Genomic DNA, 17,844 nt, shown 5'->3' on the forward strand with positions numbered 1-17,844 from the left:
ATTATAACGAAAATAGCCAAGTCACGCAACGTAAAGCTGCGCCCTTGGCTATTATTGTCCAAACAACAACCGTAATCCTACTTGGCGGTCAGCTCGGCGGCCATCTCGTCCAGCAGCCACTCCAGCGACAGCGGGTCGTTCATGGCCCAGCGCGAACCTACGATATACGCCTGGTTGTTCTTCACTGCAGGAAGCGTGCTCCACACAGGACCGTTTAACACCTCATTAAGCACCTTTTTGGATTCTTCGTCATCGCCTGGACCTACCAGGAAGATGCGATCGCCAACGTATTCCGGCAGCTTCTCCAGCGAGATCTCCGCCCACAGCTGCGACGGATCGCTTGCGAACAGCTCCGTTACCTTGGCGGGAACCTGGAAGTTGAACGCATCGTACATAGTCGGACCCAGCCGTTGTTTGTTGTATACATACAGCTTCTTGTCCGAGTAAAGGACGAATGCCGATGCCGTCTCTCCTTGTTTAATATGAGCCTGGACGACTTCGCGTTGCTTCGCCACTTTCTCGTCATAGCCCTTCTGCCAGGCCTCCGCAAGCTCCGGCTTGCCCGCCAGGTCGGCCGCCTCGCGAACATGCTCGAATGCGTCAGCGCCATAAGCGACAACGACCGTCGGAGCGACTTTGGCCAGAGCATCCACGTCGGCTGCCTCCAGGAAGTCAGGCACCACGATCAGGTCGGGCTCCAGCGCCAGCACCTTCTCGATGTTCGGCACAAGTCCGTCCCCGCCGATGTCTTCAATGCCCTCAAGCTGGTCTTGCGTCAACACCAGCTGCGCGTTCAGATAGTTCGTTCCGACGATAGGAACGCCGAGCGCCGTAAATTCGGAAGCGTAATAGTGGGCGATAATGCGCTCCGGACGGGTCGGAATTTCGACTTTGCGACCTAATGCATCCTCGTATTCGCGCGTGCCGGACTCCGCTGACGGAGAAGGCTCCGACGACGACGTCGGCGACGCTTCTTGCAATGGGGATGGGGAAGCAACAGGCGCGTTATTTGATCCGCAAGCGGCCAGCAGAAGCGCCGTCAGCAGCAGAACGAGCAGGGTGATCCCATTTTTTTGGCGTGCAGCGGTATACATCGTAATTCCTCCATTTGATAAACATTCTCATTATCGACGTATTCATCTTACTCCCCTCCATCCGCTTAATCCATGGACATTTCCCGCAAAAAAACTGGACAAAATGCGCGTATCGACTCTTAAGTCGAAAGTTCAACGAACACCGTCGATCTTGTTGCCGCATCGAGCTCCGTGAGAAAAACGCCTGAAGGCGTCCTTTTCTATAATCGTCCTCGTTTCGGCGAAACCGCGTAGAGAAAGTATGAGCAAACTTATGTTTTCCTCTATATTAAACAGCAGCCTTCGAGCGTAATTGTACATTTATACACAAATTCATGATCGGAGATCGGCCACTTACAATAAATTGTTCAATTATACACAAATTCTTATTAAACTTCCCCGCCCAGGAGTCCGCAAAGTCAATATTTGTGTAGATATACACAAATAAACCTAAAACTAACGCTTCTGGGCTAATAATTGTGTATATTCGTACAATTGTTATCGCACGCTTATGTCCCTGACGACATAATGGCAGAAAACCGCCAGGCACAAGCTGTTATTCCAGCCGATTGCCTGACGGTTCTTGAACATGAATGAAGGCCTATACCGCTTTCCGCTCCATAATCGTTGTTACATCATATGCGTTCTGCCGGCTCCTGTCCCCAACGACGCCGATCCTGAGCTGCCGAGCTTGCAGCCGCGTATTGCGTCTGTGTGCTCCCCTCCGGAAACACTACTGCGTCTACGGGCTACCTGCAGCTGGCTTTCACTCCTACAGCAGTCCTACTGCAACTGCATGCTCCCCATCCGGCAACGCTACTGTGTCTGCGGACTACCCGCAGCCGGGGCTTCCGCTCCGGCGGGCGGAGCTGCTCCATCAGCGGGCGGCTCGAAGCCCTCTGGCGGTTGACCTCCCTGCATGTCCCCTTCAGGACGCTGGCCGCGATCCGGGCGCTGGCCGCCTCCGCCGCCCATACCGCCGCCGGGACCGCCCATGCCCATGCCGCCACCGGTCGTAATGCCGGATTCGTTCACCCAAGTGACTGTGCTCGTCACCTCGAACTCTACGATCTTCGTGTCCCCGGAGTAGATGACGTATGTGCTGCCTTGCTTAATGTCCGGAGAGCTGAACAACACGGATTGGAACGTCTTCTCCGGAGCGAAGGCCGCGATCTCGTTGCCGTCGCCGTCGACCAAACGTACACTCGTGCCGCCTTGAAGCGACTGCGGAAAGGTCATTAGGATCGACTGCTGCGTAGAGGTCTCCGACGTTGCCTGCACCATGCCGGAGCTGCCTGCAGCGATCAGCAAACCCCCGCTGATGTCGAACGTGCCGTCGTAGTCGAGCGAGCCGTTGCCGTTGCCCGTCGGTCCGTTCACGTAGACCGTTCCGCCGCTCATTACAATGGAGCCGTTGGCATCCAGCCCATCGCCGTTCGCGTTTACCGTGATCGTGCCGCCGCTGATCGTCAGCAACCGATCGGAGCCTGCCGCAAAGCTGTCCTGCGAAGCACGGCCCGGCATACCTGCATTGGAATCGTTGCCGCCCGCAACGTTAAAGCCGTCGTCCGATGCCGTTAACGCAATCTCCCCGCCTGTGACGGTAATCGTCGAGCCTTCTACGCCTTCGTAGCTTGTCGTAATATCGATCGTACCTCCGGCAATCGTGACCGAAGCGTCGGCGTGAATGCCGTCATCGCCGCTTGCCAGCAAGAAGGTGCCGCCATTAATGAGCAGGCTGCCGTTCGCATGCACGGCATCATCCGCCGCGTCGACTTCGAACGCGCCTCCGTTCACTTGCAAGCCGCCGCCTGCCTTCAGCCCTTTGGCGCTGGTGGACTCCGTCGCCGTGTTGGCTGCGGCGTCAGTCGGCGCCGCCGTACCCGTACCGCCTTGCCTGCCGCCCATCATGCCTTGGCCGCCGCCCCAGCCGCCGCGTTCCTCGACATGCGTCTCGCCGTTCGCGCTTCCGCCGCCGCTGACCAGTTTAAACGCGCCGTCTTCGACGAGCAGCGAGGTCTCCGCTTGAATCGCGTCGTTGCCCGAGACGATATCGAATGTCCCGCCGCCTATCGCGACAATCCCTTTGCCCTCTTCCTCCGCGTTCGTCGACTTCAAACCGTCTCCGCCCGCATACACGGTCAGCGTCACGCCATCCAGCGCGGCTACCCGGTCCTTGCCCACCAGTCCGTCGTCGACGGACTTTACGTTGATTTCGCCGGACACAAGCAGCAAATCATCCTTGCTTTTGATGCCGTCATTGTAGTTGCCCTCCACGGTAAGCGAACCGGTGCCGTTAATGATCAGATCCGCCTTGCTGAACAGCGCCGCATCCGGCTCGTCCGCCGTTGCATCTGCGTAGACATAATCCGCTCCGTCCGTGAGCGTATTATCGGTCCCTTCTTCCAGCGTGACGATAACCTTCCCGGCCTCTACGATGTAGAAGGGCGAATTGTCCTTGTTGCTTAGCCCGACGCCGTTCAACACGACATGCACAGTCTCGTCCGGCGCATCGATCGTAACTTGTCCATCGTTCAGCTGTCCGCTCAGCACATAGGTGCCCGCAGCCGTTATACTGACCGATCCGTCGTCCGCCGCCTTCGCCCCGCTGCCGCTCACGGCAGCGCTCGCTCCCTCGAAGGTGATGCTCGTCGCCGTGTCCGCACTCCAGGCTGTATCGTAGTCCTCATCATCGAACGTAACGAGATCATCCATCGTAAGATTGACCTTCTCCAGAGCTGCGGAACCCTCGGATCCCTGGTTTGCCGCCTGCTCCGTCGATGGGATAGCCGTAGCCGCTGCCGCTCCGTCGTCATTTTTGCTGCAAGCCGACGTCAGAAGTACGGCGCACAACGCGATAACGCCTATATAATGTTTGATCTTTGCACTCTTCATCTGGTATCCTCCCTTTCCGAATCTCCGAAATCTAAATGTTAATAATCCGCCGCTACGGTCGGCGTCATGGTCAGGGACACATCCAGATTGCCGTTCCGGCAGCGAATCGCGTCCAGCAGTTCCTTCTGGTTCACCGTCTGCCCGAGCGTTACTCCATACACCAGCTCGTACAGACTTCCCAGCTCCGTCGTTCGTACTCGCTTTAACTCATACGCCACCCCGAATTGCTCGAATACTTCGCGGAATGCTTCCTCGTAGCCCAAACTCTCCGGAATCGTGACCTTCAATTGCTTTTGCTCGGCCTTTCTTGCGCCATACTTGATTTTGCTGAGCACGAACATGAGCACGCACAAGATGATCGTAAACAGCACCCCATAGCCGAAAGCTCCGACGCCGCACGCAAGTCCGGCCGCCATCGTAAAGAGCACGTAAGCAATGTCCTTGGGATCGCCGGGCGCGCTGCGGAACCGGATGATGGAGAAGGCGCCCGCTAGGCTAAACGCCCGCGCGATGTTGCTGCCGATGAGAAGGATAATAATGGCGACGATGACGGGAAGAATAACCATCGTGAGCGTGAAGTTCGGCGAATATCCGCTCTGGTTCGTGCGCATGTAAGTCATGCTAATAATAACGCCCAACGCGATCGCGATCAAAATGGTGGCTACCGCCGAGCCGAAAGTCATCGTCGTCTCTGCCGTCGTTGGATTAAATAAACTTTGAAAATCAAACATATAAGACACGCTCGCTTTCCTGTTGAGGTGTAGACTGGGATTGGCTGGACGCTGCGGCTGCGAGGCCCGCCGTCGTGATGAAATTGCCTCCCGGAACGACAATGCTGCCCAACCCATTGCTGCCTATGCCCCCGCGCACCGTTTTTTTGTATTCGTTGCCGTATTTGGAGAAGCTCGTGCGGTACAAGCCATGCTCCGAGAGCAGTCGCGACAGCCACATCGGAACGGTCTTCTCCGCCTTGACCTCCATCAGCCACTTGCCTTCGGGATTTAGAGGCTCGCCGTGATCGCCGAGCTCCAACCCCAGATCGTAACGCCGGTGGCGGATGTTGGTATCGAAAGTAATGCGCAGATCGCGGCTCTCCTTGCTAAACATCGCTTTACGCTCATAGGCCAGATATACCTTGGGCTCCAGCTCATAGCGGCTCAGGAAGTAAGCAATCTCGGCGACCACCTGCTTGTTCATGTAGGACTGATGCTTCGGGGCAATCCCCGTACGGACGAAGTCGTACGCCTCGGCCAGCCTCAATCCCGTTCTGCGCTTGTTGACGATGCCGAACACCTTCTTTTTGAGCTCCAGATACACCTTCGCATCCTCGCCGGGTACGCCGTAAGCCCTCAGTCTGAGCTTCTCCCTGTATTTCGGCTTGGACAGACTGGTGCGGATGAGCGAATTATGCGTCGTATCAAAATACAAATTGCAGATCGAATAATACTCATGCTGCTTGTTATAGTCATCCAGCTCCATATAGTCGAGCAGATCGTAGTAGAAGCTCCGATATGCCGCATCGTCGAGCAAATATTTATTTTCGTATCGGTTAAACACCTCAATGGCCATTGCCGATCCTCCCTTTCGTCGCTTGCCGCGTTCACAGTGCCGCTTGCCTTGTCTGTATATTAGCCCTTCAACCTTGAATGAACCTTAAACACCTTTACAATTCCTCCAAAAAGTTTCCGCTTCATTAATATGGAGCCGTCCGCAAGCACCCGCGCAAACTCTTTGTTATCCGATGCAGGCCGCGCCGCAAAGTTAAGGTTGATTCAAGGTTGAATTGCTATAATGAGATGACCAACAAAGACTTCAAGCAAGGGATGATACACGATGAGGATATTGATCGCGGAAGACGAAACTCATTTGGCCGAGGCCTTATCACAAATATTAAAGAAACAACATTACTCCGTAGACGTCGTGTTTGATGGCCGTTCCGCCTACGATTACGCCCTGAGCGGCATCTACGACCTGCTGCTGCTCGACATCATGATGCCGGAGATGGATGGCATGACGGTGCTTCGCAAGCTGCGGGGAGAGGGCGTGTCCACACCGGTCATTCTGCTTACGGCCAAAGGAGAAATCACGGATAAAGTAGCCGGGCTCGATCACGGCGCCGACGACTATATCGCCAAGCCGTTCTCTACCGAAGAGCTGCTGGCGCGAATTCGGGCGGCGCTGCGCCGTAAGGGCGAGGTCATCCCCGAGGAGGGCATCTCCTTCGGAGATATCGAGCTGAGCACAGCCCAATTAAAGGTCACCGTTAAGGGCAAGGAGCTAAAGCTTAATCTAAAGGAATGCGAGCTGCTGGAGCTGCTGGCGACACGAAAGCAAGCAGTCACGTCGAAGGAACAAATTATCGAGAAGCTGTGGGGATTCGATTCGGAAGTAGAATATAACAACGTGGAGGTGTACATTTCTTTCCTGCGGAAAAAGCTGACCTTCCTCCACTCCGAGGTGAAGATCAACACGATCCGGGGCGTCGGCTACGTGCTGGAGGTGGCCAAATAACATGTTCAAAAAGCTGAAAAACCGTTTCCTCCTGCTCAACCTTGTGACGATCTCCGTCATGATGCTGGTCGCCTTTGTCACGATCTATACGATCACGTATCAGGATGTACGGAGAGATATCGATATTGAGCTGCATAAAACCTCAGAGTTTTTCCGGATGCCTCTCGGCGGAGACGGCAAACGGCGGTTGCCGGGCGTCGGCTTTCAGAACGGTCTGCCGGGCACTCTGCCGATCCTATCGGGCTACGGAGGACCGCCCCCGGGCAGAACCGTCTCGTTTATGCTGCTGGCAAGCGCGGACGGCACGATTAAAGCGGCGGATTCGCCGTTCGATTTGGAAGATGGTTTCTACGAGGAGGCGCTGCGCAAGGCGCTTGCAAGCGGCGGGGAGACCGGGCAATTCGCGCATGACGGCAATGACTGGGCGTTCAATGCGCAGGAAACGAACGCCGGCACGTTGTACGTATTCATGGACGTCACCGCCCAGCAGGCTATTTTGACCAAGCTGATCTACACGTTCGCGGCCGTTGGTCTCGGAATGCTGATCGTCATCTACTTCATCAGCCGTTTCTTCGCCAATCGATCCATTCGGCCTGTCAAACAAGCCTTCGAAAAGCAGAAGCAGTTCATCGCCGATGCTTCGCATGAGCTCAAGACGCCGCTGGCCGTCATCGGGACCAATACGGACGTGCTGCTCGCCAATCGCGAGGATACGATCGCCAGCCAAGAGAAGTGGCTGCACTACATCAAGCAGGAGACCCACCGGATGGCGAAGCTGACGAGCGATCTGCTGTACTTGACGGAGATGGACGAGTCGCGTTCCACCATGATGCACGCGGCATTCGATCTCAGCGACACGCTGGAGACGATCGTGCTGACGATGGAGGCGGTGATCTTTGAGAAGCAGCTTCGGCTGGATTACGACATCGAGCATGGGTTAAAGACGCTCGGCAGTCCCGAGCAGATGAAGCAAGTCATCATGATTCTGCTGGACAACGCCATCAAGTACGCGAATCCGCGCGGCGAAATTACGATCGCGCTAAAAAAACAACAGCACGATGTCGTGCTGTCGGTCACCAATACCGGCGAAGGCATCGCGCCGGAGCATCTCGGCCGGATCTTCGACCGCTTCTACCGTACGGACACCTCGCGTACCCGCTCGCAGGGCGGCCACGGACTGGGCCTTGCGATCGCGCGGTCCATCGTGGATCAGCACGGCGGCAAGCTGCAGGCAAGAAGCACGGTCGGCGAATCGACGACGTTCCTGCTGCAGCTGCCGGCTTACTAAAGTGTGCGTTGAGAAAACCTCTATCGAGGCATCTTGAAAGGCAGCCAGTCGGCGAGCTTTAGATCGACGACGCCGACTTAAATCTTGAAAGACAGCCAGTCGGCGAGCTTTAGATCGACGACGCCGACTTAGTCTCCACCCGGAGCGGCTGCACCCAGCATACCGAGGAAATAAAACACATTCCGAAGATCCTCATCAATCGTGAAGATGACATGTCAATGATTTACCAGAAATACTTCCTGTTCCAATAAGAAATCCGCTTTCGAGAACCGAAAACTTTTACTTCTTTATATGGTCAAAAAGTCCGATTTCAGTACAGGGGAGCGGCTGCAATTTATGCCGATCCCCTATCGCTTTTTCAGCATCGGAGAGAGAGCTTGGCTGTAGATCCAATGGCCGTAATCGTTCGGATGGTTGATGTTGTTGAGCAGCAGGCTCTCATGCGTCTTGCCGGCTGCAAGCTCGGCTGCCCAGGTGGCATGTGCGTCTAACACTCCGATGCCATATTCGTCGCCCAAGCGGCGAATGACGTCGGCATACAGAGCGGTTTTGCCGCTCGTATGCTGCCAATTCGGATTGGGCTCGCATGGCGTTACGAGAAGGATATCGCTATCGCCGGCATTGCGGATCGTATCGATCATAAATCGAAGGTTCTTCTCGAAATCTTCAAGAGTAGTCGTATGGCCGTCTGCCTGCTTGTTCTGATCGTTCATGCCGTAACCAATAGAAACCAAATCCGCGTTGAGAGGAACGACGTCGCTAGCCACTCGCCTTACGCCGCCGCTTGTATCCTCGCCGCCTATCGCTTTGTTTACAATCTGAATACGGCCTTCCTTATATAAGCTTTGCAGTGTGTCCCTGATTCTGCCGAAGTACGCCAAACCTTCTTCGCTGGCTTCTCCACCCGTGCTGATGCTGTCCCCGTAGACGACGTAGACGGCTTCTTCTCCCGCTTTCAGCTTGCCGGCCAACCGCCTCAACAATCCCGAACGCTCGATATCTTCGGTCGTCAGGCTACGGTCCTCCGTCACGGACTCCGTAGAGTAATCCACGTATACGGTGTATGCCTGATTGCTGAAATCGGAGTAACGATTGTGATCGAACCCGCTTACCCCGTACATCGGATGAAGGGAACCATCGGGAATACGGCTGCCGTTCGCGCGGCGAATCGTGCCTTCCTCATAGTCGACGATATAGTCCTTGCCTTCCTCATACTGGATCGTATCCGCGAGATCCTTTCTCGAACGGTTTCGCATAGCTGTAGACTCGCCGGCCAGCGGTTTGTACCTGAGGGGCAAGGCTTCTTCTTTCATAAATACGAATGTTTCCGCTAGTTGTTTGTTTGTCATCTAACGACTTCACTCCTCATTGATCAGGCCTCTCCCGATTCCGTCCCCTTCGACCATTCGAGCACGATGCCCAGAAAAAAATCGGATTTGCCCATGATGATGTTCCAGGCTTGTTCCGCGTCTTCCGCCTTTATCCTGTGGGTGATAAGAGGCAGCGTTTGCAGCCAGCCATCGCGTATCCCGATTATCGTATCGTCCATCCGCTGTTTTGTCCACCCGGAGGGGCTGTGCAGCGTGATCTCCTGCGGCCGCAGTTCCTGGATATCGACCATCCCCTCTGTTCCGAGAAAACCGGCCGATACAAGATGACTATTTAGCTTCATCGCGGGTTTCAGCTCGCGAAATGTATCCATGGCTCCGACCGTGTCGACGACTACGGCAATATCCGTGCGATCGCCGATCCAATCCGCCAGAGCCTGCCGTTTCAAATTGAAGGAGCCAATCGACGAAGGCAGCAGCGCCAATCTTTGGTCATGCCTGCCCAGAACGGTCACGTTGGCTCCTCTATGGGCGAGCGTCTGCGCGGCCCATTGACCGACCATCCCGTCTCCGATGACGACGGCGATATCGCCAGGTGCCACTGCGGGACGTGTGCCGCAATTGTATCCGACTTGGGTGAGAACCGCCCCGCTGTATGCGATAGGCTCAGCATTTTCCGGCAGTTTCCAAACTTGGCTGGCGTGGGTAACAGAAGGATTGATGTGCCCGCCGGAGTCAAACATCATTCCGTTTACCATGCTGATTGAAGCAAACACCCGATCCCCGGGTACCAGGCCCGTTACTTGTTCGCCGACGCTTCTAATGATGCCAACCTTCTGATAACCGGCCACTTGGGGGAACGGCAGCACATCCCCCGGCCGTGTGACTTGTTCACCGGAAATTCTCTCCCCGTACAGGAAGGAGGATTCCGTGCCGTTGCTGATCCAGGAATACTCGAGATCGATGACGACATCCTCGGGTCCCGGCTCGGGAACATCAACTTCCATATAACAAACCTGTCTTACGCCTGTAAAGACGACGGCTTCGGCTCGCATGTTATCCCTCCTTCGCAGCGGCTGCGAAATCGACAGGAGGGTATGCGAAAACTTTGATCGCCTCTTGTTTTTGCAGCAGCTCGACGGTTTCCTGGTATCGGTATAGAGGAATGTGGTGCGTTTGCAGGCATTCCGTGTTTAATCCTTTATGGACGACAAGGTCAAGGAGCAGCTCCTGGTCGCTTTCTCCGAATTTCCGATATCGATAAGATTCCAGCTTCATGCCCTTTAACCAGAGATGGTCTCCATATCTGATTTCTCCCTTGAGGACGCCAAAAATGACTACATGCGAGTCTGTTCGTTCTAACAAAGCTTGAACGGACGGCGCAGCCCCTACGCAATCGTAGCCGAGGTCGAAGCGCTCATCCTCCAGATCGTCCAAGTGCTTTGCCAATCCGATCCCAAGTTCATTTACATACGCGATCCGATCGCGGTTAATATCAACGGCGACAACCCTTGTAGCTCCCATTAATCGGGCGGCCTGCATCGCAAGCATACCGGCAGGGCCTAGTCCGGATACGAGCATCGATTTGCCGGATATATCGCCAAATTGCAGCAGTCCGATCAATACGCACTTAAGCAATTCAAAGGAAACGGCTTGCTTCCAACTCACTTCATCGGGAAGTTTAATCAACTCATGAGTGCGGTAATTCAAGTATTCCGCATAGGCGCCGTTGCCTAACAGATGCTCCAATGCCGCCACTCGGTCCCCAACCTTAAGCGACGTCACCTTGCTGCCAACCGCAACGACAGTCCCTGCCATCTCATGCCCGGGGAAGCCTGGCAGCAAAGGATAGTCCGGTTCCTTGGTCGCATCAAACATATCCTTGCCGCCCATCATATTCATATCCCATCGCGGGCAGGTGGACACGATCTCTATGCGCACTGTCACTTGATCATCTTGCGGAACTTCCGATGGAATCGTAATAATTTCGAACGCATTCTTTCCCGTTATCTGTAGCGCTTTAATTGAAATCAGCCCTCTTTCATTTGCAGAATATGATGCTGTATGGGTCTAGTGTACAATAGAACAGGCATTATGTATTTGCATTATATACTCCTATTCAATTAAATAATTCCCTTTAATTTAAGCACTCAATAGGTATTTCTCTACATTCCGTTTGCACACGATTGACATCAATGAAATTAACTTCTTGCCTCTATAGGTTCTTTCCGTAAAAGTTGTCATGCTAATCCTATAGTCTAGGAAAGCCTTTTTCCTTCTAACGGACAGGAGCGTCGCTATTCTTCGATTAAATGATGTTTCTAAAATCTAACGGACACACGCGACCCTATTTGCAGCATCCGAGCAACCTTTTGTTATATTTCGGCCATAAAACGTCGCTCCTGTCCGTTAGAATTTGATCCTTGCGTAAAACCGGCTAATAGTGTTTCGTGAGTCCGTTAGATTATGGGACGGCCCATACTCTGTAGGTGTAACTCCGTTCGTTATTCGCATTCTAGTTACATTCCGGTACATCGACGTTTTTAACGCCTACCAGGGCGAGATGCAATATCGGATCGTATTTGGTCCCTTGTTATGGAGGCTTTTCGTGTTTGCTATTAAACGGATTGGCTGTATACTAGGGTAAAACAAAAGATATCATATTATAGTCCTTTTATTATTTATAAATGTCCTTATAATCAATGGTTATCTGACTTTTTACCGATCATTCATTTGAACAATATTGACATTGTTTTCTGAAGGAGGGATCCTGTTGAAAATTAGAAATTGCGGGGCGGGAACCTTATCCAGGTCGGCGGAGCTGCCTGGCGGGGGGATGCACCCGTCCAGTTATGAAATTCTCTATATTACCGAAGGGAAAGTACGGTTTAAGTGGAGAGCGAATATATGCGAAGCGGATGCGCCGGCCGTATTTATTTTGGCTGCCTCGACGCCGCATGAGCTGGAGAGCTTGCAAGCGGAAGCGAAATTTCGTTTTCTGGAGCTTGACGAGATCGAGGAGTTCCCGTTCACCGACCAACAAGTGGATGAGTGGAATTTCATGCAGGCCCATAAAGGCATCTATTCCAAAACAATGCTCGCATCTTCGATTCTTCAAACTCTCGATTTTGTTTATCATCTCCAATCGACGTGCCTGGCCGGACAAGATTCGAACCTCGGGGATGTATGCTTGCTGGAGATCCGCAAGACGTACAAGCTTATCGCCCATATGATCGAGGATCCGGAAAAATCGGCTGTCGAAGAACGCAAGGTGAAGCACAAGTCGCGCGCCGCGGTAGATTTGCTGATTGACTACATGGATTGGCGGTATAAAGAAAACGTTACGCTGGAAGCTCTTGCGGAAGTCGTCGCCCTGGACCCCTCTTATCTCGTGCGGCTATTTAAGAAGCATATGCAGATGACGCCGTTCGAATATCTTCGGGACCTTCGTTTGAAGGCGGCTGCCAGCTACTTGTCCGGAAGCGATCTGCCGATAAGCGCTATCGCCCAAGATACGGGATTTGCCAGCGTTCATTACTTTTCCCGGATATTTAAAGCCCACTACGGGCAAAGCCCGGCGGAATGGCGCAAGCATCTGAAAGGACCGAAAGAAAAATCGAACTGAGGAGGGTTTTAGATGGATCAGGAACGTTATACCGAACAAGTAACTGAAGGCTATGAATACCGTAAAAAACAAAAAGATGAATTTGAAGCTTTGATTGAACGGATGCGCAACGATTCGGCTGCGAGACGCACTGCTTTTTTTCAACCAAACACCGCAAGCGTAGCTGAATACGAGCAAGATGCTAGACGAATGCGAGTGCAAGTAAAAAATATGTTAGGATGGCCTCTAGGCGAGGAGTATGCCGCTGATTTCCATTCGCACGCCGACGTTGACGCGGTTCCGGAAGCGAATGTAATTTACGTGTCCAAAGATGCGCTGGGAAGCATTTATCGCGTCGAAGTCGAGGCTGGTTTCGGTTTAACGACGTATGGCATCTTGTTCCTTCCGCATGCGCCCGGGCCGTATCCTCTTGCCATCTCTCAACATGGCGGAGGGGGGACGCCCGAGCTCTGCTCGGGTTTTTATGGCGATAATAATTATAACGATATGACACGCAGGGTATTGGAGCAAGGAGTAGCTGTTTTCGCGCCGCAATTGATCCTTTGGAACGATACCTACGGCCCTGAGCATCAGCGAAACGTATACGATAATCAACTCAAGCATTTGGGAAGTTCCATTACCGCGGTTGAAATATTTAAAATCCAAAGGGCGCTCGATTACTTAACTTCCAGGCAGGATATCGATCGTTCCAATATCGGGATGATCGGATTATCTTACGGCGGTTTTTATACCCTGTATACCGCCGCGCTCGATACTAGAATAAAGGCGGCCTATTCGTCCTGCTTTATCAATAATCGATTTGTTATTGATTGGCCCGACTTCACTTGGTTTAATGCGGGAAACCGATTTTTAGATGCGGAGATAGGTTCGCTGATCGCTCCGCGGCATTTATATTTGGAAGTCGGCATCCGGGACGAGCTTTTTCAGTATGCGCATGCCCAGCCGGAAATCGATAAGATTGCCGCACTTTATCAGAAGTTGAACATTGCGCATCGGTTTTATGCAAAAGCTTTTGACGGGGAACATGAATTGGATTTAGCGAACGATGGGATTGAAAGCTTCTGTAACGTGCTTAAGGGGGATTCAGGAATTGCGTTTTTTCCTGAACAGGATTAACAACAAAGATGAAGTTGCTAAAATTCAAGAAAATTAGGGGATAAGTTTAAGGCGAAAACACCTCTTCTCTAAAAAATAAGGGGCGTTTTCGCCTTAACTAGAAATTGCTTATCTATTTATTGATAAAAAGATCAGACTCTACTCAAACGTTATATCCTCATAATATCCTTTGGCTTCTATATACTCTTCCATATTGTTCCCGGACAATTTCGTACCGTTAAGTTTAACATTGGTAAACCGGATATCCTGCACGTTATGCATGTCGTCGACGCCGTAAATCAACGATTTTCGCGGAAGCTTGCCGCGATAGAAGACATCTTCGAAGGCGATGCCGCTCACTGAACCAAGCGGTACGCCAGGTACGAATTCGTCCGTCTTGATCTGAAACAGCATGGAGTCCTCGGGAGCTTCGAACTCGTCGATTTGGATATTTTTAAAGCGAACATTGCTTATCTTATTTCCGCCTGTGGCCCAGAGTTGAATGGCGCCGTTATATTTATTCAGATCCCATACGCCGCGCTGATTCAAGATATGGATATTTTCAAAGCTTACTTGATCGATCGAAGCGTTCGGCGTGGTGCCCAGGCCCAGCAATATGGGACGTGCGTTGTCCGCCCAGAATATCGAATCCTTAACCGTAATATTCGATGTCTTCCCGTAATGGTACATGACCAAATTGTCGTCGGTCGTTCTTATAAATACGCCTGAAACACGAGCGTTTTTGCTGCCCGAGAGGTGGATGCCGTCAGCATTTACCATGGAGCCGAAAAAATTGATGTTTTGGATCGTCGTTTGGTCCGTAAAGTTCATAACAACCGACCACATGGGGTAATCGATCAGCGTAATGCCCTCTAGCTTTGAATTTGCGCTTTTCGTAATCCAGATCGCTCCGCTTCGCCCCTCGGCATAATTTCGGGGCCGCAAAAGTTCTCCGCCATACAAGATGCCGCGCCCCCGGATCGTGATATTATTCCGGTCATCTGCGGAAATCGACCCTTTAACGACCGACCCCGGCGCCAAATAAACGGTCGTGGCGCTTTGACTTACGTAAAACGCTTCACCCGCATGCCAATTGCCATAACCCGTAGACGACATATAAAAAGTGGACTCGTTGTCATCGACGATATTTTCATAACCCGAGAGTGCTCCTCTGACCGCTTTCCCCTTTGCGATGTTCGTCGAATCGCCGTTCTTATAGAGCCGGAACTCGCTTACTAGAGAAGCCATAACATAATGGCTGGAACCGGTATTGCCGAGCAGGACAAGCTTTACATATCTGGCCTTCACGTTTCTTAATACGTCGGTAACGGTCCCTTCCTTCCGGTTCTCGCGTCCGTCATATATTCGCACGTACGGATCCTCCGCTTTCTCCTTGGCCTCGATAATGAAGCGCTGCGGTCCTTTGGCGAACCACTGGGAGTCGGTTAACGGCTGCACGAAATCGAACTTATCCAGCTGAAAGATGTCCCCGAGATCAAGCTCGACCCACATGCCCTTAGGCAGCTCGTGTTCACCCGGCGTAAAGTAATACGTATTTTTGCCGTCCGGCAAATAAAGCGGAACGGGATCGCCCGGATTTACGACGTACACGTTCTCTGCATCCGGTGATGGAACGTTTTTATCAGGCGTATTGGAAAGGATGTGCAAGTTACCTTCGCTCCAGCTGCCGTTTATCATGATCGTAGGCTTTAAAGGCGCCTTGTCGTCCTGAGTGAGCGTAAAGTAGAGGGTGTGCTTGCCTTTTTTTCTGGCATTGATTGGATAGGCGCTCGGCCGAATTTCAAATTTCTTTATTTCCGCCGGATGATAAGTCACCTTAAATTCTACCGTACCGGTAAAGTCAAGGTTCACCATGGCCGCATCCGTAGGAACGTCCTGTTCCTTCTGTTCGCCGTTCTTTACGTTGTATACGTAAAGTTCCTTCCAGGCTTTCTTCCCGTCCCCGCGCACCCATACCGAGAAGCTGTCGTTCTCTTCCCATTCGGGCGTTTTCCAAGTAACGACTTCCGCCGGGGCCTTCCCCATTTGCGGCTTTGCGGCAAGCACCTCTCCATTGACCAACAGAGCTGCCATCAAGAGCATCATCACCAACACCTTCATCCTATACCATCCTCTCCGTATCATGTTCAGACGATCCGCAGCCTTATCCTTTCACACTGCCCAGCACGATGCCCTTCATAAAATATTTTTGCAGAAAAGGGTAAAGGACCAGAACAGGCATCGCGGCCATAAAGATTTGCGAAGCTTTGGTCGTACGGTCCGATACTTCCGCCAGCGCCTTCATATCCTCTGCCGTCAAGTTTCCTCCTGCGGTGAACATCTCCGTGCTTACGACAAGCGTCTGCAAATAGGTTTGCAGCGGATAATTCGCCGGCGAGTTCATATAAATCAGGCCGTCGAACCAGGAATTCCATTGACCGACACATGTAAAAAGCAAAATGGTCGCCAGCGCGGGCATCGAGATCGGAACCATGATTTTCCACAACAGCTGCCAGTGGGTACAGCCGTCGACAAATGCGGCCTCCTGAATTTCCTTCGGCGTACCGCGAAAGAAATTGAGCAGCAGCACGATATTAAACACTGCCACCGCTCCCGGAAGAACAAGCGCCCAGATCGTATCGAGCAAATGGTAGTTGCGAATGACCATATAAGCAGGAATGAGTCCCCCGCTAAACAGGATCGTCACAAAGAAAAACCACACATAAAAGGTTCGCATGGGGAAATCCGCCCGCTCCTTCGACAGCGGATATGCGGAGATAATGACGATCGCTAAGCTGATGACCGTCCCCAGGACAACCCGTTTTATGGAAACCAGCAGCGATTGCAGAAATTCCGGTTTGGACAGCGCGTATTTATAGGAGCTCAACGTAAAATCAACCGGCCACAGCTTCACCGCACCCGCCGTTGCCGCCGAGCTGGAGCTGAAGGACAACGCGAGGATATTAATGAGCGGAAGCAAGCAAACCACAGCCAAAACAATCAGAAATACATTGTTGAAGAGGAGAAAAATTTTACGTCCAAGCGAGTCGTTGATGTCCATGAATGCTTCTCCTTTCTTTAGAAAATGCGGTATCCAGCTAATCGGTAAGCCAGCCAGTAAGAGGCTCCGACAAAAATCAAAGAGACGACCGATTTGAACAGGCCGACAGCTGTCGCAACCGCGTACTGGGCATCGATAAGGCCAAGCCGGTAGACGAACGTGTCAAGTATATCCCCTGTCCGGTACACGAGCGGATTATACAGATTGAACACCTGGTCGAAGCCCGCATTGAGCACGCCGCCGAGGCTCAGCGTCGCCATCAGCACGATGATCGGCAGCATGCCCGGCAAGGTCACATGGATCGTCTGCTTCCATCTGCCCGCACCATCCATGACGGCTGCTTCGTACACGGTTGGATTGATGCTCGTAAGAGCCGCTAGGTAAACGATCGTGCCAAACCCGAATTCTTTCCAAACGTCCGTGACGACAAGCACGTAAGGAAACAGCTTATCGTTGCCGAGAAAAAATATCGGCTTCATCCCGAACCAGCCCGTCACTTCGTTCAGCAGCCCCTGCGAAGGGGAGAGAATATCGATCAGAATCCCGCCCAGGATAACCCACGAGAGAAAATGCGGCAAATAAATGAGTGTCTGAACCGTTCGCTTAATCGATGATTTCCGCACTTCATTCAGCAGCAAAGCCATAACGATCGGCGCCATTTGGCCGAATATGATTTTTAGAAAGGCGATATAGATCGTGTTCCAAAGCACCTGGCCGATACCAGGCATTTGGAGCATAAATTCGAATTGATCCCAGCCTACCCACTTGGAAGCGAAAAAGCCCTTGGAAGGAATGAATTGCTGAAAGGCTATGACGATTCCGGCCATCGGTATGTAATGAAAAAATATCAACAAGAGAACTCCGGGCAGCAGCATTAGATGCAAAGGGAGATACTTCTTCCATAGTCTTCTTTTGGCGGCAGCCGCATGCATCGCTATCATTCCTTTGTGTAGTCAAGTCAGCAAGAA

General features: G+C 52.4%; 14 protein-coding genes. 4 read left to right on the plus strand and 10 right to left on the minus strand.

Annotation, left to right across the window (positions count from 1 at the left end):
- Window positions 1-77 precede the first annotated feature (77 nt).
- The 4 genes from H7F31_RS02205 to H7F31_RS02220 all read right to left on the minus strand — a co-directional run bounded on the left by H7F31_RS02205 (window position 78) and on the right by H7F31_RS02220 (window position 5,537).
- A complete protein-coding gene (locus H7F31_RS02205; RefSeq protein WP_187102817.1) occupies window positions 78-1,094 on the minus strand; it encodes an ABC transporter substrate-binding protein in 1,017 nt (338 codons plus the stop codon).
- A gap of 795 nt (window positions 1,095-1,889) precedes the next feature.
- Window positions 1,890-3,968 (minus strand): carbohydrate-binding domain-containing protein, encoded by a 2,079-nt coding sequence (locus H7F31_RS02210; protein WP_187102818.1) that lies wholly within the window; start codon window positions 3,966-3,968, stop codon window positions 1,890-1,892.
- Between the two features lie 38 nt (window positions 3,969-4,006).
- Complete coding sequence (locus H7F31_RS02215) at window positions 4,007-4,699, minus strand: DUF4956 domain-containing protein (RefSeq protein WP_187105179.1); 693 nt, start codon at window positions 4,697-4,699, stop codon at window positions 4,007-4,009.
- Complete coding sequence (locus H7F31_RS02220) at window positions 4,692-5,537, minus strand: polyphosphate polymerase domain-containing protein (RefSeq protein ID WP_187102819.1); 846 nt, start codon at window positions 5,535-5,537, stop codon at window positions 4,692-4,694. The genes H7F31_RS02215 and H7F31_RS02220 overlap by 8 nt, the downstream gene beginning before the upstream one ends.
- A 264-nt stretch (window positions 5,538-5,801) precedes the next feature.
- Here H7F31_RS02220 and H7F31_RS02225 point away from each other — a divergent pair, with 264 nt between their 5' ends.
- Both H7F31_RS02225 and H7F31_RS02230 read left to right on the plus strand, forming a co-directional pair.
- Complete coding sequence (locus tag H7F31_RS02225) at window positions 5,802-6,479, plus strand: response regulator transcription factor (RefSeq protein ID WP_187102820.1); 678 nt, start codon at window positions 5,802-5,804, stop codon at window positions 6,477-6,479.
- A 1-nt stretch (window position 6,480) separates the two neighbouring features.
- Window positions 6,481-7,767: a sensor histidine kinase gene (locus H7F31_RS02230; RefSeq protein ID WP_187102821.1), complete on the plus strand. Its 1,287-nt coding sequence runs from the start codon at window positions 6,481-6,483 to the stop codon at window positions 7,765-7,767.
- Window positions 7,768-8,114: 347 nt separating this feature from the next.
- On the opposite strand, the gene H7F31_RS02235 is transcribed toward H7F31_RS02230, so the two are convergent.
- Genes H7F31_RS02235 through H7F31_RS02245 form a run of 3 tightly spaced genes read right to left on the minus strand, consistent with a single transcriptional unit; the run spans window position 8,115 to window position 11,042 of the window.
- Window positions 8,115-9,116, minus strand: coding sequence for an SGNH/GDSL hydrolase family protein (locus H7F31_RS02235; RefSeq protein WP_187102822.1), 1,002 nt, complete (start codon window positions 9,114-9,116; stop codon window positions 8,115-8,117).
- Between the two features lie 23 nt (window positions 9,117-9,139).
- Window positions 9,140-10,150 carry an alcohol dehydrogenase catalytic domain-containing protein gene (locus tag H7F31_RS02240; protein ID WP_187102823.1) on the minus strand — a complete coding sequence of 337 codons (1,011 nt, stop codon included), beginning with the start codon at window positions 10,148-10,150 and terminating at the stop codon, window positions 9,140-9,142.
- A gap of 1 nt (window position 10,151) precedes the next feature.
- On the minus strand, window positions 10,152-11,042 hold the full coding sequence (locus tag H7F31_RS02245; protein ID WP_187102824.1) for an MDR/zinc-dependent alcohol dehydrogenase-like family protein: 891 nt from the start codon (window positions 11,040-11,042) through the stop codon (window positions 10,152-10,154).
- A gap of 826 nt (window positions 11,043-11,868) precedes the next feature.
- Between H7F31_RS02245 and H7F31_RS02250 the strand changes: the two genes are divergently transcribed.
- Window positions 11,869-12,720 carry a helix-turn-helix transcriptional regulator gene (locus tag H7F31_RS02250; protein WP_187102825.1) on the plus strand — a complete coding sequence of 284 codons (852 nt, stop codon included), beginning with the start codon at window positions 11,869-11,871 and terminating at the stop codon, window positions 12,718-12,720.
- A 12-nt stretch (window positions 12,721-12,732) separates the two neighbouring features.
- Window positions 12,733-13,836 (plus strand): alpha/beta hydrolase family protein, encoded by a 1,104-nt coding sequence (locus H7F31_RS02255; protein ID WP_187102826.1) that lies wholly within the window; start codon window positions 12,733-12,735, stop codon window positions 13,834-13,836.
- A 138-nt stretch (window positions 13,837-13,974) separates the two neighbouring features.
- On the opposite strand, the gene H7F31_RS02260 is transcribed toward H7F31_RS02255, so the two are convergent.
- From H7F31_RS02260 to H7F31_RS02270, 3 genes are read right to left on the minus strand one after another with little or no spacing between them, the layout of a single operon-like run.
- Window positions 13,975-15,936 carry a glycosyl hydrolase family 28 protein gene (locus H7F31_RS02260; protein WP_187102827.1) on the minus strand — a complete coding sequence of 654 codons (1,962 nt, stop codon included), beginning with the start codon at window positions 15,934-15,936 and terminating at the stop codon, window positions 13,975-13,977.
- 43 nt (window positions 15,937-15,979) lie between these two features.
- Entirely contained in the window at window positions 15,980-16,876 is an 897-nt protein-coding gene (locus H7F31_RS02265; RefSeq protein WP_187102828.1) for a carbohydrate ABC transporter permease, read from the minus strand.
- Between the two features lie 17 nt (window positions 16,877-16,893).
- On the minus strand, window positions 16,894-17,808 hold the full coding sequence (locus H7F31_RS02270; RefSeq protein WP_187102829.1) for an ABC transporter permease: 915 nt from the start codon (window positions 17,806-17,808) through the stop codon (window positions 16,894-16,896).
- Window positions 17,809-17,844 lie beyond the last annotated feature (36 nt).

The sequence above is a fragment of the Paenibacillus sp. PAMC21692 genome (genome assembly GCF_014303795.1).
GTDB classification, from domain to species: Bacteria; Bacillota; Bacilli; order Paenibacillales; family Paenibacillaceae; genus Pristimantibacillus; species Pristimantibacillus agaridevorans.

Bases quoted from the DNA above. Each gene is read 5' to 3' on its own strand.
- H7F31_RS02270 (WP_187102829.1), bottom strand. From the start codon at position 17,808: ATGCATGCGGCTGCCGCCAAAAGAAGACTATGGAAGAAGTATCTCCCT.
- H7F31_RS02215 (WP_187105179.1), bottom strand. From the start codon at position 4,699: ATGTTTGATTTTCAAAGTTTATTTAATCCAACGACGGCAGAGACGACG.
- H7F31_RS02205 (WP_187102817.1), bottom strand. From the start codon at position 1,094: ATGTATACCGCTGCACGCCAAAAAAATGGGATCACCCTGCTCGTTCTG.
- H7F31_RS02260 (WP_187102827.1), bottom strand. From the start codon at position 15,936: ATGAAGGTGTTGGTGATGATGCTCTTGATGGCAGCTCTGTTGGTCAAT.
- H7F31_RS02240 (WP_187102823.1), bottom strand. From the start codon at position 10,150: ATGCGAGCCGAAGCCGTCGTCTTTACAGGCGTAAGACAGGTTTGTTAT.
- H7F31_RS02230 (WP_187102821.1), top strand. From the start codon at position 6,481: ATGTTCAAAAAGCTGAAAAACCGTTTCCTCCTGCTCAACCTTGTGACG.
- H7F31_RS02235 (WP_187102822.1), bottom strand. From the start codon at position 9,116: ATGACAAACAAACAACTAGCGGAAACATTCGTATTTATGAAAGAAGAA.
- H7F31_RS02265 (WP_187102828.1), bottom strand. From the start codon at position 16,876: ATGGACATCAACGACTCGCTTGGACGTAAAATTTTTCTCCTCTTCAAC.
- H7F31_RS02225 (WP_187102820.1), top strand. From the start codon at position 5,802: ATGAGGATATTGATCGCGGAAGACGAAACTCATTTGGCCGAGGCCTTA.
- H7F31_RS02255 (WP_187102826.1), top strand. From the start codon at position 12,733: ATGGATCAGGAACGTTATACCGAACAAGTAACTGAAGGCTATGAATAC.
- H7F31_RS02220 (WP_187102819.1), bottom strand. From the start codon at position 5,537: ATGGCCATTGAGGTGTTTAACCGATACGAAAATAAATATTTGCTCGAC.
- H7F31_RS02210 (WP_187102818.1), bottom strand. From the start codon at position 3,968: ATGAAGAGTGCAAAGATCAAACATTATATAGGCGTTATCGCGTTGTGC.